Source organism: Sphingomonas sp. (assembly GCF_013812825.1).
Classification (GTDB): Bacteria; Pseudomonadota; Alphaproteobacteria; order Sphingomonadales; family Sphingomonadaceae; genus Sphingomicrobium.
This window is the reverse complement of the sequence record NZ_JACCSU010000033.1, coordinates 1-14,317: the sequence shown is the minus strand read 5'-3', so window position 1 is coordinate 14,317 and position 14,317 is coordinate 1. Positions and strand designations below refer to the sequence as shown.

The 14,317-nt window shown below is 62.1% G+C and carries 18 protein-coding genes; 12 read left to right on the top strand and 6 right to left on the bottom strand.

Annotated features, from left to right (window positions below; translation table 11 throughout):
• Position 1 precedes the first annotated feature (1 nt).
• Positions 2-1,075, bottom strand: a complete 1,074-nt coding sequence (locus tag H0T81_RS04380) for a radical SAM protein (protein ID WP_294010254.1) — start codon at positions 1,073-1,075, stop codon at positions 2-4.
• On the opposite strand from H0T81_RS04380, the gene H0T81_RS04375 reads away from it, so the two are divergent.
• Positions 1,059-3,227 (top strand): bifunctional TVP38/TMEM64 family protein/FAD-dependent oxidoreductase, encoded by a 2,169-nt coding sequence (locus tag H0T81_RS04375; protein ID WP_294010251.1) that lies wholly within the window; start codon positions 1,059-1,061, stop codon positions 3,225-3,227. The two genes, H0T81_RS04380 and H0T81_RS04375, sit on opposite strands and share 17 nt — an antisense overlap.
• Positions 3,191-3,829, top strand: coding sequence for a TIGR04282 family arsenosugar biosynthesis glycosyltransferase (locus H0T81_RS04370; RefSeq protein WP_294010248.1), 639 nt, complete (start codon positions 3,191-3,193; stop codon positions 3,827-3,829). Before H0T81_RS04375 ends, H0T81_RS04370 begins: the two co-directional genes overlap by 37 nt.
• Before the next feature lie 50 nt (positions 3,830-3,879).
• On the opposite strand, the gene H0T81_RS04365 is transcribed toward H0T81_RS04370, so the two are convergent.
• Positions 3,880-4,485: a peroxidase-related enzyme gene (locus H0T81_RS04365; protein ID WP_294010246.1), complete on the bottom strand. Its 606-nt coding sequence runs from the start codon at positions 4,483-4,485 to the stop codon at positions 3,880-3,882.
• 73 nt (positions 4,486-4,558) lie between these two features.
• Entirely contained in the window at positions 4,559-4,942 is a 384-nt protein-coding gene (locus H0T81_RS04360; protein WP_294010243.1) for a helix-turn-helix domain-containing protein, read from the bottom strand.
• A gap of 100 nt (positions 4,943-5,042) precedes the next feature.
• Here H0T81_RS04360 and H0T81_RS04355 point away from each other — a divergent pair, with 100 nt between their 5' ends.
• Genes H0T81_RS04355 through H0T81_RS04345 form a run of 3 tightly spaced genes read left to right on the top strand, consistent with a single transcriptional unit; the run spans position 5,043 to position 7,006 of the window.
• On the top strand, positions 5,043-5,414 hold the full coding sequence (locus H0T81_RS04355; RefSeq protein ID WP_294010241.1) for a mercuric transporter MerT family protein: 372 nt from the start codon (positions 5,043-5,045) through the stop codon (positions 5,412-5,414).
• On the top strand, positions 5,407-5,661 hold the full coding sequence (locus H0T81_RS04350) for a GDCCVxC domain-containing (seleno)protein (protein WP_294010239.1): 255 nt from the start codon (positions 5,407-5,409) through the stop codon (positions 5,659-5,661). The genes H0T81_RS04355 and H0T81_RS04350 overlap by 8 nt, the downstream gene beginning before the upstream one ends.
• Positions 5,654-7,006 (top strand): NAD(P)/FAD-dependent oxidoreductase, encoded by a 1,353-nt coding sequence (locus H0T81_RS04345; protein WP_294010237.1) that lies wholly within the window; start codon positions 5,654-5,656, stop codon positions 7,004-7,006. Before H0T81_RS04350 ends, H0T81_RS04345 begins: the two co-directional genes overlap by 8 nt.
• 678 nt (positions 7,007-7,684) lie before the next feature.
• Here the strand turns inward: H0T81_RS04345 and H0T81_RS04340 are convergent.
• From H0T81_RS04340 to H0T81_RS04330, 3 genes are all read right to left on the bottom strand, one after another.
• A complete protein-coding gene (locus H0T81_RS04340; protein ID WP_294010235.1) occupies positions 7,685-8,176 on the bottom strand; it encodes a hypothetical protein in 492 nt (163 codons plus the stop codon).
• A 34-nt stretch (positions 8,177-8,210) separates the two neighbouring features.
• Positions 8,211-9,215, bottom strand: coding sequence for an AraC family transcriptional regulator (locus H0T81_RS04335; RefSeq protein ID WP_294010232.1), 1,005 nt, complete (start codon positions 9,213-9,215; stop codon positions 8,211-8,213).
• Between the two features lie 129 nt (positions 9,216-9,344).
• Entirely contained in the window at positions 9,345-9,866 is a 522-nt protein-coding gene (locus H0T81_RS04330; protein WP_294010229.1) for a redoxin domain-containing protein, read from the bottom strand.
• 316 nt (positions 9,867-10,182) lie between these two features.
• Between H0T81_RS04330 and H0T81_RS04325 the strand changes: the two genes are divergently transcribed.
• The 7 genes from H0T81_RS04325 to H0T81_RS04295 all read left to right on the top strand — a co-directional run bounded on the left by H0T81_RS04325 (position 10,183) and on the right by H0T81_RS04295 (position 14,287).
• Positions 10,183-11,172, top strand: coding sequence for a DUF3179 domain-containing protein (locus tag H0T81_RS04325; RefSeq protein WP_294010226.1), 990 nt, complete (start codon positions 10,183-10,185; stop codon positions 11,170-11,172).
• 46 nt (positions 11,173-11,218) lie between these two features.
• Positions 11,219-11,611, top strand: a complete 393-nt coding sequence (locus tag H0T81_RS04320) for a thioredoxin family protein (RefSeq protein ID WP_294010223.1) — start codon at positions 11,219-11,221, stop codon at positions 11,609-11,611.
• 54 nt (positions 11,612-11,665) lie between these two features.
• A complete protein-coding gene (locus H0T81_RS04315; RefSeq protein ID WP_294010221.1) occupies positions 11,666-12,391 on the top strand; it encodes a cytochrome c biogenesis CcdA family protein in 726 nt (241 codons plus the stop codon).
• A gap of 239 nt (positions 12,392-12,630) precedes the next feature.
• Entirely contained in the window at positions 12,631-12,828 is a 198-nt protein-coding gene (locus H0T81_RS04310) for a hypothetical protein (protein ID WP_294010218.1), read from the top strand.
• Positions 12,825-13,175: a heavy metal-associated domain-containing protein gene (locus H0T81_RS04305; RefSeq protein WP_294010216.1), complete on the top strand. Its 351-nt coding sequence runs from the start codon at positions 12,825-12,827 to the stop codon at positions 13,173-13,175. The genes H0T81_RS04310 and H0T81_RS04305 overlap by 4 nt, the downstream gene beginning before the upstream one ends.
• A gap of 2 nt (positions 13,176-13,177) precedes the next feature.
• Entirely contained in the window at positions 13,178-13,858 is a 681-nt protein-coding gene (locus H0T81_RS04300; RefSeq protein ID WP_294010213.1) for a cytochrome c biogenesis protein CcdA, read from the top strand.
• Positions 13,859-14,056: 198 nt separating this feature from the next.
• Positions 14,057-14,287, top strand: a complete 231-nt coding sequence (locus H0T81_RS04295; protein WP_294010210.1) for a hypothetical protein — start codon at positions 14,057-14,059, stop codon at positions 14,285-14,287.
• The last annotated feature ends 30 nt before the right edge of the window (positions 14,288-14,317 follow it).

The window sequence follows — 14,317 nt, the reverse complement described above, 5'->3', positions numbered from 1 at the left end:
GTCAGCCCGAGCAGCTGGCGCCGCCAAGGACGCAGAAGCGCGCGCAGTGAGGATGATTAAGCATTACCCTTTTGTGAGCCGTATTCAGTGTGGCCCCGAGCGCAAACTGCCGATCGTAAGGCAGCAGCGTGCACGCCACGACGTGCGGGCGCTCGTCGCCTTTCGACTTCACGATCATTCGGCTTGTCGCGCACATTGGCGCGGCCGGCGACACACCCAGTATGTCCCAGCAGCCTTCGCCAATCTCAGCCACATCGGCCAAAGCGTCCATCTCCGGGAAGATGGTGAGCCCGCCGTCGACGATCAGCCCGAGCGCTTCGAAGAGCCGATGGTAGCCTGCCCGCGCCTCCCGATCGCTCTCGCCGGGGAGAACGCGGCCAGCGACGGCAATTCGAAAACGATGGTCGCAAAGCCAGCGCAGGCCATCCAGTGCTTTCTCCCAGGAGCCTGCACCCCGCTCGAGCTCGTGCATGCGCCGGCTGTAATGATCCAGGCTGACCCGCAGCGTCACCGCCTGCTGGGCAAGCGGCTGGAGTTCAGCCTCGAAACGGCGCATCGGCCGCATTGCGTTGGTGAGCACGATGACTTCGAGACCACGGTCCAGCGCAGCCTTGATCATTGGCACGATTTGACGGTTCATGAACGGTTCGCCGCCGGTGAAGCCGATTTCACGAGCGCCGAGCTCGACCGCTTCGTCGAGATAGGGTTCGATCTCAGAAAGCGTGGGGTAGACTAGAGCGTCGTTCGTCGGCGAACTCTCGATGTAGCAGGTCTGACAGGCGAGGTTGCAGAGCGTGCCAGTGTTGATCCACAGCGTCTCGAGCCGCTGAAGCTCAACCCAGGCCCGCCGCTCGCCCTTTGCAGTGACCAGCGGGTGACGGAACTTGGCAGGGTCGAGCGGCCGTGCAGCAGGGTCGACGAACGGCGACAGGTCCGGAGCGCACGCAGGAACGGTGGCGATGACGCTTCTCCTTCGAGCGAATAAACTCCCATCCTCAAACCCATTCGGAAAGAGGGAGATGCCGGTTACAGGGTAACCGGAGGATCGGGCAGGCCGAATGGCTGACGGGCCCAAAGGGAAATCGATGCAATCCCGCCGCTACATCAAGATTGCCATCCTGCTGCTGATCGTCGGGGGCATCGGTCTCTTTTTCCTCTTCGACCTCCAGGACTATCTGACCATCAAGAACTTGAAGACGCAACACGGGCAGCTCGTTGCGTTCGCTCAACAACGCCCGCTGTTTGTCGCCGCGCTTTTCTTCGCCGCCTACATTGCTGTTACAGCGCTTTCGCTGCCGGGCGCGACCGTGATGACCCTAGCGGCCGGCGCAATTTTCGGGCTTTTGACTGGACTGCTGATCGTTTCCTTCGCATCCGCAATTGGCGCAACCCTCGCCTTCCTCTCGTCGCGATACCTGCTGCGTGACTGGGTCAAAGCCAGGTTTTCCCGGCACGTGCAGGCGATCGACCGAGGTGTCGACAGAGACGGTGCGGTCTACTTGCTGACGCTTCGCTTGCTTCCGCTGTTGCCTTTTTTCGTCGTCAACATCGCGATGGGCCTGACCGCCATGCGCGTTGTGCCCTTTTACCTCGTCAGCCAGGTTGGCATGCTTCCGGGAACCGCAGTTTACGTGAATGCGGGTTCGCAACTAGCAAGGATCGAAAGCGGGCGTGACGTGCTTTCGCTCGAGGTGGTCGGCTCCCTCGTCCTTCTCGCTTTGTTTCCACTCCTCGCCCGGGGCCTCATCGGACGTTTTCGCCGCCGCCGCGTCTACAAAGGATTCAAAAAGCCAAAGCGTTTCGATCGCAATGTGATCGTGATCGGCGCTGGCGCCGGTGGTTTGGTGAGCGCCTATCTCGCCACGAGTCTGCGGGCGAAGGTCACTCTGATCGAGGCCAAGGAGATGGGCGGCGACTGCCTCAACACCGGCTGCGTTCCCTCCAAAGCGCTGCTCCGCAGCGCCCGGCTGGCGCGCGAAATCAAGGAGGCGCAGAGATTCGGCCTGTGTGCGCCGGCGGTTCGAGTCAACTTCGGTGAAGTCATGGCTCGGGTCGGCCGTGTTATCCGGCACATTGCACCGGCCGACAGCGAGGAGCGCTACATCGCCCTCGGCGTCGACGTCCGGAGAGGATATGCCAGGCTTATCGATCCCTGGACCGTCGAAATCGACCGGAACGAGCGACTCACGGCCCGCTCGATCGTCATTGCCGCCGGCGGTGAACCATTCGTGCCGGACATACCGGGTCTTGAAGAGACCGGATATCTCACCAGCGACACAATATGGGACGCACTTGCAAAGCGCGACACTGTCCCCGAGCGGCTCGTCATTATCGGGGGTGGGCCCATCGGGAGCGAGATGACCCAAGCCTTCGCTCGGCTGGGATCGCGCGTCACTCAGGTCGAAGCTGGCGATCACATCCTCTCAAAGGAGGATAGTGAAGTGTCGGCATTCATCGAGGAAAGTCTGCGGTCCGAAGGCGCCGAGGTGTTGACCGGCCACCGCGCCCTCCGCTGCGAAGCCAAGACTCTCATTGTTGAGAAAGACGGAAAGGAGACCCGTCTGCCGTTCGACCAGCTGATTGTTGCGGTCGGACGAAAGGCACGGCTTGAAGGCTACGGTCTCCGGCAGCTCGGCATCGAGGCCGACCGATCGATCATTACCAACGACTGGCTCGAAACACGCTATCCGAACATTTACGCTGTTGGCGATGTCGCGGGACCATATCAGTTCACTCATTTCGCGGCTCATCAGGCTTGGTACGCCGTAGTGAACGCGCTATTCGGCACATTCAGGCGGTTTCGCACCGATTATTCAGTGTTGCCGTGGACGACATTCACTGATCCGCAAGTCGCGCATGTCGGCCATAACGAACAATCTGCCAAAGCCGCGGACGTGCCGTACGAAGTCGTCCGTTACGAGCTTTCCCACCTCGACCGCGCGGTCACGGACGGAGCGAACCAAGGCTTCGTCAAGATTCTCGTAAAGCCTGGAAGGGACCGCATCTTGGGCGCGACGATTGTCGCGGCGGAAGCCGGGGAAATCCTCGCGGAGCTCGTGCTGGCGATGAAAGCGGGAATCGGGCTCAAAAAGATCCTGGGTACCATTCACGCCTATCCGACTCTCGCCGAAGCGAACCGTTACGCCGCCGCGCAATGGCGGCAAGCTCACAAGCCGGAGCGACTGCTGCGATGGGCGGAACGCTATCATGGGTGGCGGCGCGGATGAGCGGGGTTCGGATCATCATCTTCGCCAAGGCGCCAGTGCCGGGTAGCGTCAAGACGCGGCTCGTTCCCGCGCTGGGTCAACAGGCGGCGGCGGAGCTTGCGCGCAGCATGCTGAAGGAAACAATTTTGGAAGCGACCGCAGCAGGCGTCGGGCCGACGGAGATCTGTGGCGACCCAGAGCCCGCTGATCCATCCTGGGGGAGCCTGCTCGAGACCGATGCGCTCGAGCTGAGCGCCCAGGGAGAAGGCGGCCTTGGCGAACGCCTGGCGCGCGCTGCGCAGCGGGCGTTGGGGGATGGTTCGCCCGCGGTGCTGATCGGGAGCGACTGTCCGTCGCTCAACCGGCATCGCTTGCGTGACATCGCCGCGCAGCTGGAGGACCATGATGCGGTCATTCAGCCGGCGATGGACGGCGGCTACGTGGCGCTTGGCCTGAGGAAGTTCCACCCGTCGCTGTTTCATGGGATCGCCTGGAGCACCGAGGCCGTCGCCAATGACACAGTGCGGCGCATCATCCAGCTCGGCTGGACCTACTTCATTGCCGAACCGCTACGCGACATCGACACCCCAGAGGACCTCAAGGCTGAGGGCCTGACTGCCTGAAGCAGAACAGCTGAGCCGCGCAGCCCATCTTCGAGACAGCTCCACGTCAGTCATTCAGGAGTGTTCGGCTCAAGCCATTGCGCAAGCTTGCCATAGCTCGGTTCCGCTTGGTGGGGATCGGGGCCCGGTGACCCCATGCGGCGACGGCGCGCCTGGATTTCAGGCGCGCTGCGAAGCCTCGGGTCGCTCTCGATGCCAGCGCCCATCACAATCCGGTTCATCATGTTGAACAGCGCGCAGACGCTGATTGCGTCGAACAGCGCCCGTTCGCTCCAGCCGCCTGCATAGACCCGCTCCGCGTCCGCCGGTGTGATTCTCGCCGGCGTCTGCGTCAGCTTCTTCACGTAGGCAAGGATTGGCTTCAGACGATCGTCGACTGGAGCTGTGTCCACACATTCCATGAGCGCCGCCAGAACCGTTTCCTCAATACCGTACACGCCGGCCGCTATCGTATGCGCGCCCTGGCAGAAGTTGCAGGAGTTGAGGCCTGAAACATAAGCGGCGATCATCTCGCGGTCGCCGACCGTCAGTGGCGAGGCGTCGCGCAATAGTCGGTCATGATAATCGAGCAGTGGGGGCACGGAATCCGGAAAGAGGCGGAACAGATCGAGGAGCTGCGGGTCCGCTGGGAGCGAAGGAAACAATCGGTCGGTCATTCGTCGCGCTCCTCAATCGCAGCAGGCTGCGGCTTCAGTAGAGAGTATCAATTCGCGTCGGCTGTGTGCCGGGTTACTGCGACAAGGCGGCGATGATCGGACAGCCACCGTCAATTTCGCTATCGCATGCGCGAACCGCGTTGCTGAGGACACGCTCCATGCGCCGCAGGTCGGCGATCTTCCCCCGGACGTGCTTTAAGTGTGCAGCGGCGAGGTCGCGTGCAGGCTCGCATGAGTCGGTCGGGGCAAGCGCCAGCGCGAGCAAGGCGCGGATCTCATCGAGCGTGAATCCGAGCTCGCGTGCTCGCCGCACGAACTGAAGGCGCTGCACGTCCGCGGGTGCGTAGCTTCTGTAGCTTCCGCTTCTGGCAGGTTTCGGCAGCAGCCCGATGCGCTCATAATACCGAATCGTTTCAATATTGCAGCCCGTCTTCCTGGACAGTTCACCGATCTGCACAGCCGCTCCTCATCGATTGTCTCCGAAAAAAAATCGCTTGAGCCTGTAGCCGCTACAGACCGTAGAACGAACTAACCGTTGACCTATCGGAGGCCCAGGAATGTCCAATTCCAGAATCGAGATTCCTTTAAGAACGTCGTCCGCCAAGGGTCCCCTCGCGTTTTCGGCGACCGGCTTAGCGGCAGCTTTCGGAGTGGCAAGTTGTTGCGCATTGCCACTCCTCCTGGCGAGCGCAGGCATTGGCACCGCTTGGCTCGGGACATTCGCCGCAGTCGCGTCTCCAATCCGACCGATCTTGCTGCTCGTGGCTACCTTCAGCCTTGCTGTGGCTGCGGTCCTTGTTTGGCGGCAGGAACGTGCAATTCGCACCTGCGATGCCCCCGCTTGCGGGCGCCGCTTCTCCCGCACCCTGTCCTTCGTTGCAATTGGAGCTGGATCGACGTTGCTGGGGCTGGGGTACATCTATGGCTGATGTGGAGCCCACCCTCATTTCGACAATTACCTGCCCAAATTGCGGCGGCCAGAACGAGGAGGTGATGCCCACGAACGCCTGCCTCTTCTTCTACGAATGCCCGTCGTGCGATCGATTGCTTCGACCCCTGTCGGGCCATTGCTGCGTGTTCTGCTCTTATGGCTCCGTTGCCTGTCCGCCCATTCAGGCCTCCAGCGGCGACGAACACCACCGCGATCCAAACGGGCAGAAGGGATGCCATGGGTGACTGTTACGACCTTGTCGTGATCGGCTCGGGAACGGCGGCAATGGTCGCCGCAACGCGCACCGCCGCCGCGGGCTGGAAGGTCGCAATGATCGACGACCAGCCGTTCGGAGGCACATGTGCGCTGCGTGGCTGCGACCCGAAGAAGATGATGGTCAGCGCGGAGGAGGCAATTGAGGCTGCCAGGCGTATGGCCGGCCGTGGAGTCGATGGCGAGCTGTCGATCAATTGGCCAGAGCTCTTGGCATTCAAGCGGGACTTTACGGAGCCGATTTCCGAAAAACGGGCCCAGACTCTGGCAAGGCTCAGCATCGATGCGATCGATGGGACAGCTCGATTCACAGCTCGCGACCGAGTTCAGGCTGGCAAGGACCAGCTCGCGTTCAAGCACGCTCTGATTGCGACCGGAGCACATCCGGTACCGCTCGGGATTCCAGGTGAGCAGCTGTTGGCTACCAGCGATGATTTCCTCGAACTGGCGGGGCTGCCTTCGCGTATCTTGTTCATCGGCGGCGGGTATATCGCTGCAGAATTCTCACATTTGGCCGCGCGCGCCGGTGCGCGCGTCACGGTCGTCCAGCACGGCCCGGCTTTGCTCGACCATTTTGACGGTGAGGTCGTGGGTTGGCTGATGCCGCGTTTCGAGGAGCTTGGTATCCAGGTTCATCTGTCAACCGAGGTTGTCTCGGTCCAGCGATCGAGGCCGGGCTTTAAAGTCACGATGAGGCAATTGGACAATCGGCGGGTTGAGCATGAAACGGACCTTGTCATTCACGCCGCCGGCCGCGTTCCGCAACTCGATCGGCTCGACTTGGCAGCCGGCGGTATCGCCGCCAAAAACGGGCGGCTAAGCTTGCAGCCTAACCTCCGAAGCACGTCGAATTCACGCATCTTCGCCGCTGGCGACGCGGCAGGGATGGGGCCGCCGCTTACGCCCGTATCTAGTCACGACGCGAAGATCGCCGCAGCAAACATGCTTGACGGCGGCAACCGACGACCGAATTATCTTGGGGTGCCGAGCGTCGTCTTCACGATTCCGGCGCTCGCAGCGGTCGGACTCAAAGAGAGCGAAGCGAGAGATCAGGGCCTTGATTTTGAGCTGCGTTCCGAGTTCACGCCCGATTGGTTCACGGCTCGGCGGCTCGGTGAGACCATCTACGGGCACAAGGTCCTGGTGGAGCGTGTTTCCGGCCGCATTTTAGGGGCACATCTCGTCGGACCGGCTGCCGAAGAAGTGATCAACCTGTTCGCCCTGGCGGTCCGGCAGGGGCTCACCGCCGACCAGCTCAAGGACACCATGTTCGCCTATCCAACGGGGGCGTCGGACATTGGTTACATGCTCGCCTGACGCGCGGTGCAGAGAAAAGGGTGCCCCCTTTCGCGAGTACCCTTCCTTTTATATGGCGATGTTAGCTGCAGCAGGACAAGCCGATGCCGCAACACGCGAGGGCCGCGCAGCAAGCTGCTGCCAAGCCGCCAACGCCGCCGGGAACGGCCGCGAATGCGGTAGAGCCTGACGTCACCAGCAAGGCCGCTCCGATAATGATTTTCTTCATTTGTAATCTCCGTTTGAAGCTCTGACGATGTCACCTACGCCAGAAACGCCCATGGAAGAGCGGCTTCTCCATGAGTGAGACGGTTCACTGCCGCCCTGCTGCATCTCGCCTCCAAGTGCAGCTTTACCTAATTCGGCCGAAAGAGCGCAGAGGTTACAGCCGCCTGACTGAGCTGGATCGGCGTTCGCGTCCACCGCTGACGACGTCCTGGACGAAGCTGCGGTGCATGGCAGTCAGCCCTTCTCTCGCTGCCGGCGCCGCGCTGGAGCCTTTCGAGCGTTCTTGGAGCCCAACAGCAGCACGCCAGCGACCGTCGCTCCCGCAGCCACGACACTTCCCAGGAGCTCGTTCCTGAAGCGCAACTCGTTGAGGAATCGGTCGCTGCACTCGATGCCCCGTGGCGAGCAGGAAATGAGCCACGAAACTCTCCTCGTAACCGAGCGCGTGCCGCCGGCAGTGCACCAGCGTTGCTAGACAGCCACATCCCTTTCGATTTTCGCCGCATCGTGCAGCGCAATTGCCGAATAAACGCCGCCAAGGATCGCGCCGAACACTGCATGCGCGAAGATGCTGATCGCACCGCGCGCCATTTCGAACCAGGGGAACAGCGCCGTGAAGCCGTAGAAGTTCACGTAATAGACGATCACGCCGAAAACTGCCCCGAGCACGACCGACGCCAGAACGTGCAACGTCAGCCTGGAAATCAAGAGACCCAGGATGACCCCGAGCATCACCGAAAGCATCATGTGGATGATCATCGCCACCGTCATGATAGTCGCGTCAAAGGTCCCTGGTGGAGGAAGAACTTCCTTACCCATGACCATCGCCGCCATCATCCGCGGCGGACCCCAGGGGCTCTGGCCCTGCAGCATCTTCACAAGAGCCATCTCCAGCATCATGAACGCAATGCCGGCGATGATTGCGGCCAGGAACGCGGCTTTCCAGTCCAGTCTCTTAGTCATCGCCATCTCCTGTTCTTGGTCGATCCCCCCGGTGTCATTCGCTCAAAGTCTCGTCGCGGTTACACTCATCGGGCCCGGTGACGCTTTCGACGAGCTTTTGAACGAGGTTTCGGCTCGCGATTGTGTGCGGTTGGGCCGCGTTCTTTCGCGCCTGCTCGCGATATTGGCTCGGGTCTGTGCCATAAGCCTCACGGAACGCGCGTGAAAAATAGCTTCGGCTGGCATAGCCGACAGCTGTCGCGATGAGCGAAACCGACATGTCGGTGGTGCGCAACAGACGCGCGCCGTGGTGCATCCGAAGCTGCTTCAGGAACTCGATCGGCGGCTGGCCGAATACCTGCGCGAATCTCTCTGCAAAGAGTGAACGGCCCATGCGTGCGAGCGCGGCGAGGCTCTCAATGCTATGGTCGCGCGCCGGCTCGTCGAGCATCGCCATCAATGCCGGTGTAAGGCGCTGGTCCTGAAAGCTGAGCAGCGGGAGCAGGCCGATTTCCCCGCGCGACAGCTTCGCGCGCAGCACCAGGACGAGGCATTGCTTGACGAGCGCTTCTGCAAGCGCGCGAGTCCCGAAGCTAGGCTCGGAGAGCTCCCGGAGCATCTGTTCGAATGCCTGGCGCACTGGCGAGCTGCCATGGCAATCCTCGACGAGCGGCTCTTGCAGCCGTTCGAACAGCCCTTGGCCATTGCTGAGTTTCGCTGTCAGCGTCCCGCAAGCGGTAACAAGCCTGCTGCCGCCGATCTCGAACTCGCCCGACGAGAATTTTAGGAGTCCGTCACCGAGCGGCGAGCAGGCGTCGCCGGCGTCCACGACGTCGGACGCCGCTTCGTTCACTGCAAGATAGTGGCCTGTTGCAGGCGGTAGAAAGACGATGCTGTGCGGCGAAATGGGGACGCAGACACCTTCATCAGTGCACAGCAAACCGGAGCCCACCAGCACATAATGGACGAGCGGCAGCTCCATCGGCGGAAGCTTGAGTCGACGCTGGTCATCGACTTCGCAAACCACGAATGCATGGACTTCGACGTCCAGCGCGGTCAAATGTCTGTCCAGAGTTTGGGAAAGCACCTTTAATGCGCCTCCTAGGAACCCCAACCGGCGCGATGGCTCGCGGTTCCGGGCATCGGACGATACGGCACCACATTCGGACGCTCGTGCACCGCGCATCCGTTATCCTGCGGTACCCCGGATCGGATATCGGGTGTCAATCACGAAGCTGAGGGCCTCGAGCAGTCCTTGCGGCTCGGGTCTTGCAAACGGTGCGTTGGAGACATCGACGATCTGAACCTTGCTCTCTGGATTGATAACGAAAATGGCGGGCTCGGCGAAGTTGCGGTCAGTCTCCCCGGGGGAACGCGGCGCCGAGATGTACAGGCCGAGCTCGCGCATCTGGTCCTGCTGGAGCTCGGCAAGAACTGGGATACACCAGCCTTCGCGCGTCGCCTGCTCGGCCGCCCTGTCGAGCGGATCGGCAGAAAGCGCCCAAACCCGCACCCCGGCGCTCGTGAACTGCTTTTGGAGGCCGCTTACCCTATGGAGATACCGGACGCAGAGCGCGCAATGCGCGCCGCGGTAGATGACCAGCATCCGCCAGTCGACGCCAGCGCCCGGGGTGACGGCACCGCCCCCTACTTTGGGCCAGGAAAAGATTGGAAACATTGCGCCCGCGCCGAACTTGATGGGAACGCTCATCAAGAGCTCCTGCTTTCGATCGGGGACGGCTGCGCTGCTTGGAACGCAAAGCAGCGCAGCCGATCGCCTCGAGGGGGGCTGAGGCGACACCTCCAAATTCGGGCGGGTCCGACTTGCGGTTACACATGTCTGATCCAGTCAGCATAAATTCCCAAGGCGGTTCCGAAGTTGAGTTCGAATGGGGCCGCTGGTCGCGAGCAGCCAGCGCGCTGCAAGGACCGAATTGGGTATTAGAATATCGCCTGTAACCAGCGGTCGCACCAAACCGAATTATCCGGTGATGCTCGATACTCTTCCCCGCGCCGTTCTGTCGGCAATGATCCTTGTCACGGCGCCGACCGTCGCCTGTTCGCAGCCGACGCCCGCAAGTCAGTCGCAAGCGGCCCAATCGGCGCCGGCGCGCTGGACCGCAGAATTCCCGCTGACCGACTTTGGCAAATCGACCATTCCATTCAGCGAGATCACCGAAGGCGGACCGCCCAAGGATGGTATCCGTTCGATCGACGAGCCGCGCTTCGGACCGGCCGCTGGCCCATACCCGCTGCGGCTTGGAACGAAGGAGCCGGTGATCAGCTTCAGCTATGGCGGCGAGGCTCGCGCCTACCCGCTGCGGATCCTGATCCGTCACGAGATCGTCAACGACGTGATCGCGGGGCGGCCGATTGCGGTCACCTACTGCCCGCTGTGCGACAGTGCGGTCGTATTCGACCGCCGCTTCGACGGCCAGGTGCTCGACTTCGGCACGACCGGCAAGCTGCGCCATTCGGACATGGTGATGTACGACCGACAGTCCGAGACATGGTGGCAGCAGTTCGTGGGCGGTGGCCTGGTCGGCAAATATGCCGGCCGCGAGTTGACCGTGCTCCCGGCTCGGGTGGAGTCGCTCGAGATCTTCCGGCAGCGATTCCCCCGGGGACAGATCCTCCTGCCGGCGGATGCCGGGGCGCGGCTGTATCAGAATCCGTATGAGAATTACGACAGTCGCGACCGGCCGCTTCCCTTCTTCACCGGCGATCTTCCGCAGGACATCGAGCCGATGGCGCGGGTCGTCGCGGTCGGCGACAAGGCGTGGAGCCTGCGCGCGCTGTCCCGTCGCGGCCGGATCGAGGACGGCAACCTCGTCCTCACCTGGCAGGCGGGACAGAACTCCGCCGTCGACCAGCGCGATATTTCCAAGGGCCGCGATATCGGCAACGTGGTCGTGCAGAGGAAATCGGAGGGCAAGCTGGTCGACGTGCCTTACGACGTCACCTTCGCTTTCGCCTTTTTCGCCTTGAGGCCGAAAGGCCGGATCATCGACGAATGATCTGGCCATTCATCGCGAACGACATTCGCCATCACAGGAGCATAGAATGAGATTTGGAAGCGTCATCACTGCAGCAATTGCCGGACTGGTTGTGCTTTCCGCGCCCGCCGCCGCGGCCGAGGTACGCAAGTTTGACCAGACAAGTTTCGCGCAGGCGCAACGGCAAGGACGCCCGATCCTGGTCGACGTCACTGCCGAATGGTGCACGGTGTGCAAGGCCCAGGGAAAGCAAATCAGTGCGATCACCCGCAATCCCGCCTTCAACAAGCTGCTGATCCTGAGGCTGGATTACGACCGGCAGAAGGCGCAGCGGCGGAGGCTAAATGTCCCCCGGCAAAGCACGCTGATCGCCTATCGCGGACAAAAGGAAACCGGGCGGCTTGTTGCGGTGTCGGAGCGCAAGGCCATCGAGTCCCTGCTCCGGTCCGCTGTTCGCTGAGCTGGCCTGAGCGACGGCTGGCACGCCTCCTTTCGGAACTGCAGCCCCTGAACCATGGTTAGCGATCTCAGCCCACTGCTCGGCTTTGCCGCCGGACTCCTGTCGATGCTGTCGCCCTGTGTACTGCCTCTGCTCCCGATCGTGATCGGGGCGGCGCAAAGCCGTCATCGCTGGGGTCCCGTCGCCCTCGGCGCAGGACTCGCCGTCAGCTTCACCCTGGCCGGCCTGTTCGTCGCTACCATCGGCTTTGCGATCGGTCTCGACGAAGACGTGCTTCGTCGCACGGGCGGCATAATCTTGATCCTGTTCGGGCTGCTGCTGCTGGTTCCCGCCGCCCAGCTCCGGCTTGCCTCCGCCAGCGGCGGCCTCGGCAATTGGGCGAACGGCACGATGGACCGGTTCGATCAGCGCGGCCTCGGCGGTCAGGCGGTGCTCGGAATGCTTCTCGGCATAGTCTGGGTACCCTGCGTCGGGCCGACTCTCGGCGCGGCATCCGTCGTCGCTGCGCAAGGCGAAAATCTCCACCAGGTCGCGCTGGTGATGGTTGCGTTCGCGCTTGGAGCGGCAGCGCCGTTGATCGTCATCGGGATGTCCTCCGCCCAGCTACTCGCCTCGATCCGCGACCGGCTCGGCAAGACCGGCCGCGGCGGACGAACGCTATTCGGGTCAATTCTCCTCTTGCTGGGCGCGTTGACGGTGACCGATCTCGATCGGGCGCTGGAGGCTTGGCTGACGCAATCGGCGCCGGATTGGCTGATCGCGTTGACGACCCGCGTTTGAGGAACAGGGGTTTGTCGGCGTCTGTGCGGACTAGTCGGTTGCGACCCTCGTACCAGTGGGAAAGTAAGCTCAAAATGTGCCGTCGCCCCTTGATCCTGCCGCGTGCGAACCAGAAGTGCCGCTAATGTCGGCTTTGGGTGGAAAGCGGACATTGCAGGGCGGCGTATTTCGCTACCGGCAGGGACGTATGATAGTGATGGCGCGAGAGACGGCTTCCGAACGTATTTTGCGGAATTCCGATGACTGATACGTCGACCGATCTGGAACGGACCATCATGAAGGCATACAGGCTGGCCGTGAGGTCGGAGCAGCTGCCTGTCGCGGAACACTTGCTGGGCGCACTCAAAACGCTGGCGGATAAATATCCGAAGGTTGAGGATACAATCAACGAAGCCCTCCTGATGATCGAACCACGTGGCGGGAGAGGACAGCCATGAACAAACGGCACCCCCTCATTGCGGTCGCCGTCATCACGGTGTTTGGTGTCGGCGCGGTGCTTGGCCTTGCCCCAATTTCAGCGGACCGCAGCAAAAGCTCCCCCGCGCAGCGGGCGCAGCTCAGCCAGGCTGCCGTAGCGACAATCCCGGTCAAGGGAATGATCTGTCTCTCCTGCGCCGCAACGATAAAGCAGAAACTCACCTCGTTGGACGGTGTCCTTGCCGCCGAGGTGCACTTCGCCAACCAAACTGTCGAGATTAAGTATGCAGCAGGTGACCCGACCGTCCCTGCGAAGGCTGCGGCCGCTATCGACAGCCTTGGCTACCAGGCGGGGAAGCCCGTTTAGCGGTGAACTTTTCAGACCTCCTCCAGTCCCTCGGGACCGGCTCGCACACGCCCCTACAAGCCGCTCTGATCACATTCCTTGCGGGCGTGCTTGCGAGTGCAGTCTGTCCCTGCACCGTTCCCGTCGGGATCGGGCTGGCAAGCGCCGCGAGCGCTTCTGAGGCTGGGCACCGCCGCGATGGCATGATTGTCGCCGTCGCGTTCTTTGTCGGGATAGTCGGCAGCCTCACCGTCCTCGGCGCACTGGCGGGCCAGCTTGGAGCGATGGCCACCGAGTCATTTGGAAGATCCTGGGCGCTCGTCATGTCGTTGCTGTCTCTCGCTGCCGCAATCGCGGCACTGCTTTTGCCGCGCATGGGTGGCGGCAGGCTGCCACAGTGGCGGCGGCCGGGTGCAGCCGGAGCCTTCCTCTACGGACTAGTGTTCAGCGTCGGCACGTCCGTGGCGCCGTTGCTGCTACTCCTCACAGTGTCTGCCGCCGTTGCAAATGCCGTTGGTGGGGTCGTTCTCGCGTTCATCTTCGGGCTTGGCCGAGGATTGCCCTTCCTGCTTGCCGGTGTCGCCGGCAGTGCGATGTCCAGGTTTCTTCGGCTTCACGTATCCCGCTCGCTTCAGATCGTGTCAGCCGCCGCGCTTTTGTTCGTCAGCGGCTACTACGGCCACGTCTATTACCAACTCCTCTGAGCCCGCCCCAACTCCGCAATCGGTCGAAAGCAGGCCTGAGGCTAATGTCGGCTTCGGGTGGAATGTCCGGAATGGGTGAGTCGCTCCAAATCAGATATTGGCGAGGCAGCACCGAGGACAATCCGGCATCAGCTAACGCGGCACTACTTTTGTAAATTCGGAGATGCGTGGAGACGCTCTTTCCGGTGAGGAGCAGCGATGAAACGGTACCATTTCAAAACCGACGAGCAGAGCGACGTGAAGGGCGTGAGACTGGCCGACCTGGCGGCGGTCAAGTGCGAGGCTGGCAAGGTGGCCGCCAGCATCCTGTGCGCAGCGGCGGATGAAGTTTGGCAGAGGTGCGAATGGACCGTGACCGTCACGGACGACTTCGGCGTGAAGGTGCTGGAGCTACGCATTGTCGCGACCGAGGGGCCCGCAGCAGCTTAGGTCCGCTTTCGACCCAAAGCGGACATTGAG

What these genes read in the sequence shown, in the direction of transcription:
- H0T81_RS04350 (WP_294010239.1), top strand. Translation starts at nt 5,407, where the DNA reads ATGGCTGATGTGGAGCCCACCCTCATTTCGACAATTACCTGCCCAAAT.
- H0T81_RS04355 (WP_294010241.1), top strand. Translation starts at nt 5,043, where the DNA reads ATGTCCAATTCCAGAATCGAGATTCCTTTAAGAACGTCGTCCGCCAAG.
- H0T81_RS04370 (WP_294010248.1), top strand. Translation starts at nt 3,191, where the DNA reads ATGGGCGGAACGCTATCATGGGTGGCGGCGCGGATGAGCGGGGTTCGG.
- H0T81_RS04320 (WP_294010223.1), top strand. Translation starts at nt 11,219, where the DNA reads ATGAGATTTGGAAGCGTCATCACTGCAGCAATTGCCGGACTGGTTGTG.
- H0T81_RS04375 (WP_294010251.1), top strand. Translation starts at nt 1,059, where the DNA reads ATGGCTGACGGGCCCAAAGGGAAATCGATGCAATCCCGCCGCTACATC.
- H0T81_RS04345 (WP_294010237.1), top strand. Translation starts at nt 5,654, where the DNA reads ATGGGTGACTGTTACGACCTTGTCGTGATCGGCTCGGGAACGGCGGCA.
- H0T81_RS04340 (WP_294010235.1), bottom strand. Translation starts at nt 8,176, where the DNA reads ATGACTAAGAGACTGGACTGGAAAGCCGCGTTCCTGGCCGCAATCATC.
- H0T81_RS04330 (WP_294010229.1), bottom strand. Translation starts at nt 9,866, where the DNA reads ATGAGCGTTCCCATCAAGTTCGGCGCGGGCGCAATGTTTCCAATCTTT.
- H0T81_RS04365 (WP_294010246.1), bottom strand. Translation starts at nt 4,485, where the DNA reads ATGACCGACCGATTGTTTCCTTCGCTCCCAGCGGACCCGCAGCTCCTC.
- H0T81_RS04295 (WP_294010210.1), top strand. Translation starts at nt 14,057, where the DNA reads ATGAAACGGTACCATTTCAAAACCGACGAGCAGAGCGACGTGAAGGGC.
- H0T81_RS04305 (WP_294010216.1), top strand. Translation starts at nt 12,825, where the DNA reads ATGAACAAACGGCACCCCCTCATTGCGGTCGCCGTCATCACGGTGTTT.
- H0T81_RS04310 (WP_294010218.1), top strand. Translation starts at nt 12,631, where the DNA reads ATGACTGATACGTCGACCGATCTGGAACGGACCATCATGAAGGCATAC.
- H0T81_RS04315 (WP_294010221.1), top strand. Translation starts at nt 11,666, where the DNA reads ATGGTTAGCGATCTCAGCCCACTGCTCGGCTTTGCCGCCGGACTCCTG.
- H0T81_RS04325 (WP_294010226.1), top strand. Translation starts at nt 10,183, where the DNA reads ATGATCCTTGTCACGGCGCCGACCGTCGCCTGTTCGCAGCCGACGCCC.